This window comes from Anaerocolumna xylanovorans DSM 12503, from assembly GCF_900143645.1.
GTDB lineage: Bacteria > Bacillota > Clostridia > Lachnospirales > Lachnospiraceae > Anaerocolumna > Anaerocolumna xylanovorans.
Genome location: NZ_FRFD01000003.1, coordinates 1,163,704 through 1,179,023 on the forward strand (window position 1 = coordinate 1,163,704; position 15,320 = coordinate 1,179,023).

Sequence of the window (15,320 nt, forward strand, 5' to 3'; positions counted from 1 at the left end):
TGTTAAAATGAATATTATAAGTATTAACTAAAAGAATACAAAACAGGAAAAGAGGTTAGTTTGAGAATGAAAGTACATTTTGGTATTATTGGATTAGGTGTTATTGCAGGAAGATTTGCAAATGTTTTAAAGAACGCGGAGGGAACTGCCTTAACTGCGGTAGCATCCAGAGAAATGGAAAGATCTGAAAAATTTGCAGCAGAGTATGGAGCTGCTAAAGCTTATGATAACTATATGGATTTGATTCAGGATGAAGAAATAGATATTATTTATGTGGCATTGACCCATAATTTTCATTACGAAGTTGTAAAGAAATGTATCCAAAACGGCAAAGCCGTACTATGTGAAAAGCCTTTTGTTACCAATGAAAAGGATGCTGATGAGCTGATAGAACTTGCCAGAGAAAAACAGGTGCTTCTTATGGAAGCAATGTGGACAAGATGTATTCCGACCTTTCAGAAGGCAAAAGAATGGATTGCGAGTGGGCTTATTGGAAAGCCACAGCTGATTCAGGCTGCTTTTTGTTTTCATTTTCCCTTTGATAAGGATCACCGTTTATTTAATCCCGACTTGGCAGGAGGCAGCTTATATGATGCCGGCGTGTATCCGTTGGAATTTGCTACCGGTATCCTGGGAGAAAATCCTGTAACTGTTAATGGAATTGCTCATAAGTGTGCCACTGGGGTGGATGATTTTGTGGTTATGAATCTAGGTTTTCAAAGCGGAGCCTTGGCTTCCTTATCCTGCGGCTTAAATGCAAGAGTGTCACAGGATGCATACGTTTACGGAACAGAAGGCCATATTATCGTATACGATTTTCTGGGATCTCATAAGTGCGAAAGATATGATGGAAACAACCAGCTAACTGAACGCTTTGAAGTGGATTTTGAAGACGGCTTTATTTATGAAATCATGCACATTTGTGAATTGTTCAGGGAAAAGAAGTCAGAAAGTCCTCTTATTCCTCTGGCAGATACAAAAGCCTGTGCAGGAATGTTTGACACTCTGACCAGCCAAGGTTAATTTATAGTTTCAATTATGTCACCAATCCTCCGCATAAAAGATAAGCTGCCTTTTTTCAATACTAACAGCCGCCATACTGATACTGCCATGATTCCAATTGTTTTCCTTATAGGGCTTGCTGTAGAACAGGTAAACAGTAAAATCTTCAGGCAGCACATCATATCCGGCATAGGAAAAGTCACTGTCCGTAACCCCATATTCCGCAGCCTCATAGTCAGAAGTTGCTCCTATCCAGACAGCTTTTGCCCGGAAAGCTTCCTCTCTGCTTATAACTTCTGCAATATCAGTCTTATAGCTAAGGCTCCACACCTCCCCGCCTTGCAGAAAGCGTGGAGTATAATAGAATGCTGTATCCCTTGCATTGTCAGGAATGGATACCGGGAAATTGGCAAGTAAGGGATTATCAGTATATCCGGTAGTTTTAAGGATTCTTTTATACTCCTTGTAATCATCTGTATCAGAGGGGACTGAAAGAACAGATATGAAAAAAATAAGAAGAACCATTATAAATCCTAAAGTTAAGATTAGCAAAAAGGGGGCCTTTTTATATAAAACCTTTATCTTATCCATTATTTTCCTTCTTCCAGCGTATTGACTATGGGAATATTTATAACTATTATATTGCAAAGTTATACGTTTTTCAATATAAATTTATTGTAAAACGATAAATCCAAGCATGACATCTTCCTTTAATTGACTTAAAATGGAAAGAGGGTTATAATTAGTGAAAAAGAATGGAGGCAAAGTATGGAGAAAGAGAAAATGGAAGAATTAACGCAGATATTAAATAAATTTGCCGAATCAGGATGGGAGGTTATTGACGAACCTTCTAAAGCATGGCTGGAAGGAAGAGGCAGTAAGGAAGACCTTGTCACTGCTATCAGCCAGGCTGACAGAGAGTGCGGTAGCTGCGGCTGTGAATTTGACCCGCTCTATAAAAGAGTGTTAGAGCTCTGTACTGATCTGCCTGTAACTTAAACTGGCAGTATAGCAAGCTGCATAAACTACGGAGATAACATACAAATGAGAAAAAATAATAAAACATTAAAAATAATACTGCTTTTATGCCTTACTCTGGCACTTATGGCAGAAAGGATCTGTCCTGTATTAGAAGTATCTGCTGTATCAGCCAGTTCTGAAAAGAAAAAAATTACTGTTACTTTTGATCCGGGGGGAGGTACGCTCAGCAGTACAACAAAGACTGTTACAATCGGAAGTACCTATGGCAAACTGCCGGTTCCTGTCAAAAAAAACTACACCTTTCGGGGCTGGTATATTTTCCCTTCAGGCGGAACAATGATAAATGCCGAAAATAAGGTTACTATTGCAAAAGACCAAACGCTTTATGCGCAGTGGAGCGGACAGGATTTCACAATTACATTGGATGCCGGCGGCGGAACCTTAGACTCCACGAAGGTTACTGTCCGCTATGGAACAAAGTACTTACAGCAGCTTCCTACACCTGTGAAAACCAATTATGAATTTAACGGATGGTATACACAAAAAAAAGATGGTGATGAGATTACAGCCAGTTCCGTATACGAGTTATACAATGATAAGCCCCTTGCAAAGCTCTATGCAAGATGGACAAAGAGGGTTCTGACAGTTAAGTTTATCGCATTTAACGGAGAAACCTATGAAAAAGAGGTTACCTGTGGTGCTGCCTATGGTACTTTGCCAAAACCTCAAAAGAAAGGGTATACCTTTCAGGGATGGTTTACCTGGAAGGATTACACGGATTCAGAAGCCTCTCCTATTGTGAGCACAGCAGTAGCAACAGATACTTCACCGCAGATGTTGTTTGCAAGATGGTATTAAAAAAGCCCCGTCGTTTATGAGATGATAACGCTCATAAATGACAGGGCTTTTTATTATTTTACAAATTTAACTTGAAAGGTAGAACCGGCGTCTCCAACAAATACGATATAACCCTTTTTAGGAAGAGTTACAGTCTTGTTATTCTTCACATAAGAATATGCCAGGCAGGTATTGTTATCGTCATAGAGTGCATAAGCAGCATTCTTGGGCACTGTAATTGATACTTTTCCGGAGACATTTTTCTGATTAATGGAATACCAGACTGCGTAACCCTTACCACCTACCGTATATTTCTTGTTTGCTGCAGAGAGTGGTTTAACGGAATCGGAGGATACGAATACCCCTGAATTCATTTTTACATATTCTATGTTTCCTTCTTTATAGAATGTATAATCAGACAAATCCCTTCCATAATTATCCGGTATTGTTAATGTAGTCTTGGCTGTATTTTCATCCGCAATAGCAGTATTCATCCAATAACCCTTAATGCCTTCCGGCATCAGAAGCTTTGCAAAAGGTCCTGACATAAGGTAATTTTCAGAGCTGTACTTTTCAGATACCATAAAGTAGGTCTTACCGGATCTTTTCTGCCAGATTTTTTCAAGCTCTGTGGAAATCGGGTTGTCATTAAGCTTTTCGCCTAAGTAACCGGAAGTTTTCATTTGGCCAATACCCGGCAGATTTACATAGCCGGAATGATAAATATAGGTATTTCCATTGGCTGTTTTTTCAAAGGTGATATAATAGCTGCCATCCGTATAATAGAATTTACCGTCTCCTGTGTAATAGAATATCTGTGCGGGAGAGGATGGAGCCAACAAGCTTTTTATTGTGAGCAGACCGTCTTCTTTCATGGTAATTTGCATCGTATTGCCGACATTGCCATAATAACCTTCATACTGCTTTAACTCATTTGGAAGAGCTGTTTTCTTGGGAACTTTAAAAGTCACAGAGGGCTTTATGGTATCAATACGTCCTTTGGCTTTTAAAGCATCTAACAGGATGTTTTCTCCCATAACCTCATCATAGGAACTGGTACCGCCGGATGATAAGACCGCTACCGCCATATTTTCCTCCGGTAAAACAATAAGGCTGCCATGGTAAAGAAGTGTATCTCCGCCTTTTGTAAGCGCTTTAATTCCATATTCATCAAAAGTAGAAGTATTTACTGTGTCCCAGCCAAGGCCATAAGAAAGGGCGCTTCCATTGACAGGCCAAAGTCCTCTGCTGTATTCGGGATATTTAGTCACTGCCGCATTAGAAGAAGACAATACGGATGGATTGGAACCGGAAGACATAAAAATCTGGGCAAAGCTGCATAAATCCTTAGCAGAGGAGTACATTCCGCCTGCTCCTATTACCTGAAAGCTTTCTTTCGGAAGCGGTGATGATAAAAGCTTGGCATAGGTACCTGCCAAAAGGCTGGCTGATATATCATCTGCGGGAGTGGCTGTTTTAGTAAGATTAAGCGGAGTGCTTATATTCTTACGTACATACTCTGAAAAGGAAATACCGGTGACTTTTTCAATCAGAATTTCTGCCAGAGTAAAGCCGTCATTGCAGTATACGGAAAATGCACCGGGATCAGCTTTTAAACGCTGGCTTTTAAGCTGATTAAGGAAGCTGTCATGTGAGATGGTATCTGTGTCCTGGAGCAGTAATGAATTTCCTAATGAACTGCCCATAAGTCCCGAGGAATGATTTAAGAGCATCCTTACGGTAATATTTTTGTAACGTTCATCCGCCATAGTAAATTCCGGAAGATATGTAACAACGGGAGTGTCCAGGGTGATTTTCCCCTGCTCTGCCAGCTGCAATACAGCCGTTGTAGTGAACATCTTGCTGATAGAGCCGATGCCATATATATCAGCAGAAGGAACTTCGGTTTTATGGCTGCTTTTTGTATACTTATTGGAAAGAACTATATTTCCGTTGTCAATTAATGCATAAGATACACTGTCAACGCCATATAGCGAGGTAAGAGTACGTGCATTTTTTTCGGCATTTGCCTGTAAAGCATCCTGACTTGTCTGGTTGTTTGCCAAAATGTCGGAAGCAGACGCAGCGGCTGGTGTTTCGGCGGCATAGACAAAGGGTGAGTGGAGCGGGAATACGGTAAATGTCAATACAAATAATAGTACGACTGAAAAATATCTTTTCAATATTCTTTTACTCATGTGGTTTCATTACTCCTGTTTTCAGATTTTTATTTTGTTTCTTTGCGACTTTAAACAAAATTATTATACCATATCAGAAAATATTTACCACATTTATATGGAAATAATTATAAGGAAAGTGTATAATAAAAAGGCTAGCATAATAAAAGAGGAGGACAAGACATATGAACCAGATTAAAAGAGTAGGAAAAATGCTTGCTATTGTATTAGTTCTTTCCATGGTAATACAATTAGCCATCCCCAATTACTTCACCGCTGTAGCAAATGCAGCGACAATAGCAATCAACCCCCAGAAGGTAACACTGGAAGTAGGTAAATCAAAGACATTAAAGATAACTGGAACCAAAACAAAAGCAGTATGGTCATCCAGTAATACAAAAATTGCAGCTGTCAGCAATACCGGCAAGGTAGTAGCTAAAAAGGCCGGGAAAGCAAAAATTACAGCAACAATAAACAAGAAAAAATACACTTGCGCCGTTACAGTAAAGGAAGCAAAGAAAACGAATCCTTTAGTGGATGCAGCACCCTTTAAGGCACAGGCAGCAACCACAGCGGATTTCACCTACATATTCCCGGGCAGCTGGAGTACAATCGTAACAGATGCAGGCGCATACCAACAGGTATATATGGCTCCGACTTCTGCAATAGAAACTGGAAATTCATCCAATCTGGTACTTGCTCTGGGGAATTTGGACAGTCCAATCGATGCAGAAACATTAAAAATGGCTTACCAGCAAGTAACTGCTGATCTCCTGGTATCCCAATTTGCACAGTTAGGCATGGAAGTTACAATTGATAATCTTGCTATAAACCCTTATAAGAATAGTTTTGGGTTAGGTTATGCTATAAAATATGATATAAGTTATGGCGGAGTATCTATGAAACAGACCATTTATGATATCTATACAGATAAACATGAATTTAAAGTTACCATAACAGATATCGGTGACAAACTTTCTCCTGATGTAAATAAAATTGCTGATTATCTGATTAAGACAATGAAGATTTCAGAATAATACCTAATAAAGTAAGCAAAAAAATGTGCATCCTCTGATTGCAGTTGATTTATTCAGAGGATGCACATTTTTTTGCTTTTTATATTTGATTTTCTCTTGCCTCGGTGTTAGAATCTTATCTATTGGCACTTAAACAGAACACCGGGGAAAATAATCGAGGATACATAAATGAAAATGAAAAACGGCTCAAGGGTGAGTATCACAGAGGGAGTAATATGGAAGCAAATTTTACTGTATTTCTTCCCTTTGTTATTTGGAACATTTTTTCAGCAATTATATAATACAATAGATGCAGTTGTGGTCGGAAGATATGTGGGAAAAGAAGCTTTGTCTGCTGTAGGCGGTACTACAGGCACTTTAATTAATGTCTTTATCGGCTTCTTTGTTGGCATCTCCTCAGGTGCTACCGTTATAATATCCCAATACTTTGGGGGAAAAAAAGAAAAAGAAGTGAATGACTCTGTGCATACTGCCATGGCTCTTGCAGTAACCGGAGGCTTTCTGATAATGTTGATCGGTTTCTTTGGTTCTTCCTATGCACTTAAACTTATGGGTACTCCGGATGAAATCTACAAGGATGCTCTGACTTTTATCCGCATTTATTTTTTAGGTACGGTATTTAATCTCGTATACAATATGGGCGCTGGAATACTTAGGGCAATCGGAGATTCTAAAAGACCTTTGTATTTCCTGATGATAAGCTGCGGAGTAAATATCCTTTTAGATATTCTCTTTGTTGTTGGCTTCCACTGGGGAGTAGGGGGAACAGCGGCTGCTACTGTTCTTTCCCAGCTATTAAGTGCCTGCCTTGTATGCATGATCTTAATAAAGACAGACGAATGTTATAAGCTTTCCTTATCAAAAATCCGATTTCATAAAGAAATATTAAAGAAAATCATAAATATCGGCCTTCCGGCCGGAGCACAATCTCTGATGTATACGACTTCGAACATATTGATACAGTCCAGCATGAACAGCTTTAGCATCAATGTTTTAGCGGCCTGGACAGTCTATGGAAAGATTGACGGTATCTTCTGGATGATCATGAATTCTTTTGGTGTCGCCGTAACTACCTTTGTCGGACAAAACTTCGGAGCAGGAGAAAAACAAAGGGTTCAGAAAGGAATCCGTATCTGTCTGGTCTTTGCTATGGCTTCCGCATTGCTTTTAAGTATTATTCTAAGTATTTTTGCAGAAGGTATTATGACATTCTTTAACAAAGATCCTGCGGTAATCCAGGAAGGCCTGAAGATTCTTCATTTCCTTGTACCTACCTACTGTACCTATGTATTGGTTGAGATTCTCTCCGGTTCTTTAAGAGGTATGGGACAGGCCGTAGTGCCTTTTATACTGACCTTTTTGGGAGTAGGCGTAAGAATCATCTGGATATTATCAGCGGTACCTGTATGGCATGAGGTAAAGACCGTTATTTTTTCTTATCCCCTGGCTTGGAGCGTAACTTCTGTATTGTTTGTGATATATTACTTCTATTTTAAGAAAAAAAGCGGCCTGGTAAATATAAATATCTAAATGGAATAACTGCAACCTGTGGTTTACAAATCTGCAAGCTAAAGTGAATGGTCATTTATATTGTATTATGGTATTCTTATTTTAAATAATTGGAGCAGGATGAATTCCTTATCCGGAAAAGAGGTTACCATGAACTTTCAGGAAAAATTAATCTTTTTAAGGAATCAGCTTAGACTGTCACAGGAAGAACTGGCAGAACAGATAGGCATTTCCAGGCAGGCCGTCGCAAAATGGGAATCAGGAAGGACGCTGCCTGATATCAACAATCTAATACAGTTAAGTAATATATTCAGAATAAGCATTGACCGCTTAGTAAAAGAAGAAAAGGGTGGCTGCTCCATGGAATTTCTGACAGAGGAAGGAAAGAAGAAAGAAGATTTTCTTGCGTTTCTTTTAAAAGCAAAAAAGTCTACTTATGCCGGATATGGGGAAGAAGGAACTCCCAGCAGACCCTCTTCCCATGACCTTACTCTCCAGGATGGAAAATATCTCTATCTGGACACCTACTTAGGCGGTGAGAAATTTGCAGGAGAAGAAGGAGTATGGATTGAGGATAAACCGGTGTGGGTAATGAACTATGCAGGGAGAGTCCTTCACGAAAACTTCTCCGGAGATTTCTTACGAAAATGCTTATCCGAGGCAACAAAAGAATTACCTTACCGCGGTCCTCTTTTGTATAAGGACGGGGATTATACCTATCATTGCAGGGTACAGGGAGGAATGGATTGGTTTCAGGGAATGGAAGAAATATTCTATATGGAAATAAAGGTGTATGAATGTTATTTCCACGGCGGAGATATCTTGTAAAATCAGTATATTTAATTTCTGGCATGCAAAACACTTTGCATGCCTTTTTTCTGGGTTTCGTTGAATTGACGGTTTCCAGATGCTTATTTTTGGAGTATAATAAGCATTTGAATACGGATAACACAAAGGAGGGTACCTGCCGATGAAGGAAGAAATCCTAGGCTCCCTTGCTATAAAATATATGATAAAAGACGAATATGCAGTGATTCTCTCCTGCAGCGGAACAAGCGGATATATTAAAATACCTGAGAAAATAGAAGGAATTCCGGTAAAAGAAATCGGAGCTTACAGCTTTTCTTCACCAGAGGAAGGTATAAGCCCGCTTAAAGATTTAACAGAAATCAGAGAATACTTTTTTAAGGGAATAGACACTCCGTTTAGTTCCATGGAGCTGATATCCGGGAAGAAATTAAAGGATGTTTTTTTACCGGAGGGCATTACCCGAATCGGCGAATATGCATTCTATAATTGTACAGAATTAGAAAGTATAGGTCTTGGAGAAGGTACCATAGAGTTTGGAAATGGTGCTTTTATGAATTGTGACAGCTTAAGAAGACTTCGGTTTCGTACAGATGCAACGTCTTTTACGGGATTAGCCGGTTTCTTAAGAGAGATTCAGGGGGAACTGACCGTAATTTTTGAAAAAGATGGTACAAGAGCGGAATTTATCTTTCCGGAATACTACGAGGAATCCATTGAAAACACCCCGGCCAGACTATTCCACTATCTTATCCATGGAGCCGGTTACCGTTACAGACAGTGCCTTAAGAAAGGAATCCTGGAAATCCCCATGTATGATGCCCTGTTCTTAACACCGGAGATCCAGACTGAAGAAGATACTGCCTTAAGAATAGCATTATCCAGGCTAAGACATCCCTATATGCTGTCAGAAGTCCATAAAATGCAATATATTCATTACTTAAAGCTTCACAAAGAAGAAACGGTTAAATTATACATCCTTAAGAATGATGCAAAGGGACTTCTTACCTTAAGGCAGGAAGATATTCTAACCCCAGCCCTGATGGATTATGCATTAAAGGAATCTATCCTAAGAAAGCAGCCGGAATGCATTGGAGTACTAATGAGCATGCAAGGAGAAAAAACAGAAAAAGATGATAACAAGTTCGAATTATAGAAAGGAGCCTGCTAATGGATGGGAATAAGAAGGATGAGGCCTCCGATTTTCATGAAATTTTACTGTCTGCAAGGACAGAATTAAGTGTCTATATGCGTTATTTGAACCTTGCTCTTAGCGCTCTTAAATTTGAAGCCAGAGAAGGGGTACGGTTAATGGGTACGGATGGGAACATCCTTTATTATAATCCTCCTTTGTTGTATGAAGAGTATAAAAGTGGGAGAATATGGGTTAACAGAGCCTATCTGCACCAGATACTTCATTGTATTTACAGACATCCCTTTCGGCCCTACGGAAATAATAAACGGCTTTGGGATATCTCCTGTGACATAGCAATGGAATATATGATAGATTCCTTTCGGTACCACTGCGTTCGGATGTCCGGTACCAGATACCGCAGAATATTTTATGAGAATCTTAAGGGAAAGATGAAAATCCCTACAGCACAGGCCATATACTGTTTGTTAGAAGGCCTTGATATGACGGACAGGGAATATGAACAGTTAGAATTTGAGTTCCGCAGGGATGACCACTCCTTTTGGTCAGAACAGGAAAAAAAGGATATGCCCTTACCGAACTCGCCGGAACAAAAATGGCAGGATATCAGCGAGAAACTTATGACCAATATGGAAACTCAAGCGCAGGATATGGCAGAGGATGCCGAAGGTTTTATGGAACAGCTGGCGGTTGAGAACCGTAAAAAATATGATTACCGCAGCTTTCTGCGTAAATTCTCCGTCATAAAAGAAGAGGCTGTTCTTGATATGGACTCCTATGACTTAAGTTTTTATACTTATGGTTTATCCTTATACGGGAATATGCCCCTGATTGAATATCAGGAAACCAGAGAAAGCAAGCGTATTGAAGATTTTGTAATAGCCGTGGATACCTCTATGTCCTGCTCCGGTGAACTGGTTCAGGAATTCTTAATGCAGACCTATAAAGTGCTCAAGGAATCTGAGAGCTTTTTTCAAAAGGCGAATATACATATTCTGCAATGTGATGAAGAAATAAGATCCGATGAAGTTATCAGAAACGAGGAACAGCTCGAGGAATATATGAAACAGCTTATGTTAAAAGGAGGCGGAGGGACGGACTTTCGCCCTGTATTTGCCTATGTGGAAAAACTGATAGAAGAGAAGGCTTTTCATCATCTGAAAGGTTTATTATATTTCACAGATGGAAAAGGTATTTATCCAAGAAAAAGACCGCCTTACGATACGGCATTTGTTTTTCTGAAGGAGGATTATACGGATGCAGATGTACCGCCATGGGCTATGAAATTAATATTGGAACCGGAAGACTTAAAGGAATCATAAAGGAGACAACTATGAATATCAAGCGTGCAAAGGAAGAAATCATCAATACTGTTAAAGCATATCTAAGCTGTGACGAAAACGGTAATTATAAAATAGCCCCCATAAGGCAGCGCCCCATACTTTTAATGGGACCTCCGGGAATCGGTAAGACCCAGATAATGGAACAGGTAGCAGAAGAATGCAATGTTGCTCTGGTGGCTTATACCATAACCCACCACACCAGACAGAGTGCCGTAGGCCTTCCTTTTATTGAAAAGAAAAAATATGGAGATAAAAACTATTCTGTAACAGACTATTCCATGAGTGAAATAATCGCTTCCGTATATGAGAAGCAGGAAAGGACAAGACTTACCAGCGGAATCCTGTTTATTGATGAAATCAATTGTGTCTCCGAAACACTGGCACCTACCATGCTTCAATTTTTGCAGTATAAAACTTTTGGCAATCAGAAGGTACCGGATGGCTGGATAATAATTGCTGCCGGAAATCCTCCGGAATACAATAAATCGGTCAGGGAATTTGATGCCGTAACGCTGGACAGGGTTCGTAAAGTAGAGATAGAGCCTGATTTTGAGGTCTTTAAGGAATATGCCTATAAGCAGGTGATACATCCTTCCATTCTTCAGTATCTGGATATCCGCAGAGAGAATTTCTACCGGTTTGAGACAACTCCTGACGGAATATTTTTCGCAACGGCAAGAGGCTGGGAAGATTTATCCGAAATGTTAGCAGTTTGCGAGGAACTTCATATACCGGTGGATGCTGAGTTTATTTACGAATATATTCAGCATGACAGGATTGCAAAGGATTTTGCGAACTACTATGAATTGTATAATAAGTATAAAAAAGATTATAGAATCGAAGAAATTGTCCTTGGAAACTATTCAGAGAGTTTGATTGCCTCCTTAAAGACTGCTCCTTTTGATGAAAGACTCAATTTAGCAGGGCTCCTTTTAGGAAGGCTGGGACGTTCTTTTGTGGAAGTTCAAAATACCGAAAAATATACGGAACAACTTTATGAATCTTTAAAAGTGTATTTGGAGCAGCTGCCATCAAGCGAGACAAGACCAGATTTATTGTTAAAGGAAATAATAGAAAACGAAGAAGCTGAATTAACCCACAAAAAGCAGGAAGGACTTATAAACCGGAAAGAAGAAAGTTCTAAACGAAAAAGCCTTGCCACTTTGAAAAAATACCAGGAGGTACTAAGAACGGAATCAGGAAACACTTCTATGGCTTATGACACCGTTAAGAGGCTTTTTGGGGAAGAGAAAGAAGCCCGTAAAAAAGGAATTGAAAAAACATCCGGGGAACTGGACAATGCTTTTCTTTTTATGGAAAAGTCTTTTGGCGAAGGACAGGAGATGGTAATTTTCGTAACTGAATTATCCATAAACTATTACAGTGCCAGATTCATAGCGGAGCACGGCTGTAAAAAATATTATGAATACAATAAAAATCTTCTTTTTGATGAAAGAAGGGAAGAAATTATCAGGAATATAGAGATGTGAGCAAATACTGCATGATACTCCTAAAACTGACATTTTTTAGAAAGGCATATTTACTATCATGTCGATATATGGTATTATATAGGCAATAAATAGCATATTCTAAGTTTCATTCTGCCTTCAGGCAATACAGACAAAGCAGCTATAACGTCTGGATTATTATAAGGCCGACATCAGGATAACAGGAGGAAACATCTATGGAAATACCAGATAACTTCAATCGGACAATAATTGAAAATATGATTGGCGGCTTTGCCCTGCATAGCATTATAACGGATGAAAATGGCAGGCCCATTGATTATCGGTATATGGAAGCCAATAAATCTTTTGAGAAATACACCGGGCTTAAGAGAGAAGAAATTATTGGCAGAACAATTCTTGAGATAGTCCCCGAAATTGATGAGGATACAATAAGCTGGATTCAATTTTTCGGCCAGGTTGCCCTGACTGGAATTGCAAACAGCACGGAACAATACTCCAAGGTATTTAAACGTTGGTACAGGGTGAATTCTTATTGTCCCAAGATAGGTTATTTTGCGGTTATTTTCATGGATATTACTGAATTAAGAGAAAAAACGGAAGATTTGAATGTAAAAAACAACGATCTTAGCCTTCTGCTGGAAGAGCAAACTATGCTGTTAAGTGATCTTGAGAAATCCCAAGCTGCACTTCGAATGAAGAATGAAACATTAGAGAAACTTAGTAAAGAACTTAGAAAAAACGAAGAACGACTTAATAACGCCCAAAGGATAGCAAAAGTAGGCAACTGGGAATTAGATTTAAAGACGAATATGTTATGGGGATCCGAAGAGGCATTTCATATTTATGAAATTGAAAGAACAACCCCTGTAGTTCCGCTGGCAAGAGTTAAAGAACTTCCCCTTGGTGATTATAAAAATATTTCCGAGCAAGCATTCGATAAGCTGTTGAAAGAAAATGTCCCTTACGATGTCCGCTATGAAATGGTTTCGGAAGATGGTTTCAATAAATATATCCGTTCCATGGCCGCCTTAGAAAGAGGTAAGAACGGTAATCCGGTAAAGCTTATAGGTATTATACAGGATATAACAGAAGATATTTTACATGAGAGGGAATTGGCAAAAAAGAACGAAGAATTATCCTCCCTTTACGAAGAGATTCTGGCTTCCGAAGAAGAATTAAGACAGCAAAATGAAGTCTTATTTCAGAAAAATGAAGAAATTACTGGCCTATACGAAGAATTAACGGCCCAGGAAGAAGAATTAAAGGCTAATTACGAACAGCTCAATGAAAATATGGACAAACTCAAGAAAAGTGAGGCAATTAACAGCCTCATTCTGGAGACTGCGGCAGAAGGTGTCTGGCAGTATGATATATCCACGGACACTTATACAATTTCTCCGCGGTTTGTAAAAGCACTTGGATATCAATTCGAGGATATAAAATCCCTTACTGATATTATTGATATAACCCATCCTGATGACAGAGAACTGGCAGCTTTCAATTTTAATGAACATTTTCAGGGAAAAACAGATAAATTCGACTGTGAATACCGCCTTATGTGCAAGGATGGTTCCTGCCTATGGGTCAGGTCAGCAGGCAAAGTATTAAAACATCTTGATGGCAGACCATATGTTATGGCAGGCTCTTTTCTTGATATAACCAAATTAAAAGAACAGCAGCTGAAATTAGAGCATATGGCTTATCATGATATGCTGACAGATCTCCCGAATAGAAGCCTGTTCCTTTTTGAGTTGGATAAAGCATTAAAAGAAACAGCCTGGATGTGTAAAAAGCTGGCTGTAATATTTATTGACTTGGATAACTTTAAGGATGTCAATGATACACTTGGTCACAGTACAGGTGACTTGCTTCTTAAGTCCATGGCTTCCCGTTTAAAAGAACACATCAGGAAGCAGGATATGCTGACAAGACTTGGCGGTGATGAATTTGCAGTCATGATTCGGGATATTGACTCTGAAGAAGAAGTTTATGAGTTCTGTCTGCGGATTAAGGAGAAAGTTCTGGAACCCTTTGAATTCAATGGTTACCGTTTTAATATCAGCCCGAGTATGGGGATTTCCATGTATCCCAATAATGCTGCCAACGGAGAAGAACTTCTAAAGAATGCAGATACCGCCATGTATCGTTCAAAAAGCATTGGTAAAAATACGATTCAGTTCTACCAGGATTTTATGAGAAAAGATATGCTTAGAAGGCTTTCTATTGAGAGTCATTTAAGAAATGCGTTAAAAAAGAATATATTTACTCTTCATTATCAACCCCAGATATGCTTAAAGACTGGCACTATAAGAGCTTTTGAAGCTTTGATCCGTTGGACAGACGAAGAACTTGGCATGATTTCACCCTCTGAATTTATTCCGGTAGCTGAGAGCGCAGGACTCATTGTTCCACTGGGTGAATGGATTCTGAAAGAAGCCTGTAAAGAAGCCAAAAGGCTAAACAGCGGTCAGAATAAGATACTAATGTCTGTTAATATCTCCGCCGTTCAGTTAAAGCAGCTTGATTTTGTTGATCTGGTAAAAAATACATTAAAAGAAACGGGACTGAAACCGGAACTGCTTGAACTGGAAGTGACGGAAACAACCTTAATCAGCTCCTTTGAAACAACTATCAGCATGTTTGAAGAATTACGGAAAATTGGTGTTAAAATATCCCTGGATGACTTTGGCACCGGCTATTCTTCCCTTAGCTATCTGAAAAAACTTCCTATTGATACTTTAAAGATTGATAAAAGCTTTATAAAGGATTTGGATAAAGAGTGTATTGAAAAGGAAATAACGGAATCTATCGTAGCTTTGGTACATAAGCTGAACATTGAAGTTATTGCGGAAGGTGTTGAGAACGGCAAACAATTAGCATATTTAATGCAGTGTAACTGTGATAATATACAGGGCTTCTTAATTAGTAAGCCTGTTCCGGCAATTAGTGCGAAGGAATTATTGAATAAAAATTATATGGCATATATAGGCGTACAGGTTTCCTGA

The 15,320-nt window shown here is 39.1% G+C and carries 12 protein-coding genes; 10 read left to right on the forward strand and 2 right to left on the reverse strand.

Features of this window, described 5'->3' with window-relative positions; translation table 11 throughout:
• Positions 1–66: 66 nt before the first annotated feature.
• Positions 67–1,023 carry a Gfo/Idh/MocA family protein gene (locus tag BUF11_RS04940; protein WP_073587628.1) on the forward strand — a complete coding sequence of 319 codons (957 nt, stop codon included), beginning with the start codon at positions 67–69 and terminating at the stop codon, positions 1,021–1,023.
• An 18-nt stretch (positions 1,024–1,041) separates the two neighbouring features.
• Here BUF11_RS04940 and BUF11_RS04945 read toward each other — a convergent pair whose 3' ends face one another.
• Positions 1,042–1,593: a hypothetical protein gene (locus BUF11_RS04945; protein WP_073587629.1), complete on the reverse strand. Its 552-nt coding sequence runs from the start codon at positions 1,591–1,593 to the stop codon at positions 1,042–1,044.
• Between the two features lie 177 nt (positions 1,594–1,770).
• On the opposite strand from BUF11_RS04945, the gene BUF11_RS04950 reads away from it, so the two are divergent.
• Positions 1,771–2,001: a hypothetical protein gene (locus BUF11_RS04950; protein ID WP_242952314.1), complete on the forward strand. Its 231-nt coding sequence runs from the start codon at positions 1,771–1,773 to the stop codon at positions 1,999–2,001.
• Between the two features lie 45 nt (positions 2,002–2,046).
• A complete protein-coding gene (locus BUF11_RS04955; protein ID WP_073587630.1) occupies positions 2,047–2,841 on the forward strand; it encodes an InlB B-repeat-containing protein in 795 nt (264 codons plus the stop codon).
• 53 nt (positions 2,842–2,894) lie between these two features.
• Here the strand turns inward: BUF11_RS04955 and BUF11_RS04960 are convergent, their stop codons facing one another.
• Positions 2,895–5,018 carry a serine hydrolase domain-containing protein gene (locus tag BUF11_RS04960; protein WP_073587631.1) on the reverse strand — a complete coding sequence of 708 codons (2,124 nt, stop codon included), beginning with the start codon at positions 5,016–5,018 and terminating at the stop codon, positions 2,895–2,897.
• Positions 5,019–5,182: 164 nt separating this feature from the next.
• On the opposite strand from BUF11_RS04960, the gene BUF11_RS04965 reads away from it, so the two are divergent.
• From BUF11_RS04965 to BUF11_RS04995, 7 genes are all read left to right on the forward strand, one after another.
• Positions 5,183–6,034 carry an Ig-like domain-containing protein gene (locus BUF11_RS04965; RefSeq protein WP_073587632.1) on the forward strand — a complete coding sequence of 284 codons (852 nt, stop codon included), beginning with the start codon at positions 5,183–5,185 and terminating at the stop codon, positions 6,032–6,034.
• A gap of 168 nt (positions 6,035–6,202) precedes the next feature.
• On the forward strand, positions 6,203–7,564 hold the full coding sequence (locus BUF11_RS04970; RefSeq protein ID WP_073587633.1) for an MATE family efflux transporter: 1,362 nt from the start codon (positions 6,203–6,205) through the stop codon (positions 7,562–7,564).
• Positions 7,565–7,693: 129 nt separating this feature from the next.
• Positions 7,694–8,371, forward strand: coding sequence for a DUF5680 domain-containing protein (locus BUF11_RS04975; RefSeq protein ID WP_073587945.1), 678 nt, complete (start codon positions 7,694–7,696; stop codon positions 8,369–8,371).
• Positions 8,372–8,513: 142 nt separating this feature from the next.
• A complete protein-coding gene (locus tag BUF11_RS04980; RefSeq protein WP_073587634.1) occupies positions 8,514–9,506 on the forward strand; it encodes a leucine-rich repeat domain-containing protein in 993 nt (330 codons plus the stop codon).
• A gap of 14 nt (positions 9,507–9,520) precedes the next feature.
• Positions 9,521–10,825: a vWA domain-containing protein gene (locus BUF11_RS04985; protein WP_073587635.1), complete on the forward strand. Its 1,305-nt coding sequence runs from the start codon at positions 9,521–9,523 to the stop codon at positions 10,823–10,825.
• A gap of 11 nt (positions 10,826–10,836) precedes the next feature.
• Positions 10,837–12,336 (forward strand): ATP-binding protein, encoded by a 1,500-nt coding sequence (locus BUF11_RS04990; protein ID WP_073587946.1) that lies wholly within the window; start codon positions 10,837–10,839, stop codon positions 12,334–12,336.
• 194 nt (positions 12,337–12,530) lie between these two features.
• Positions 12,531–15,320, forward strand: coding sequence for an EAL domain-containing protein (locus tag BUF11_RS04995; RefSeq protein WP_073587636.1), 2,790 nt, complete (start codon positions 12,531–12,533; stop codon positions 15,318–15,320).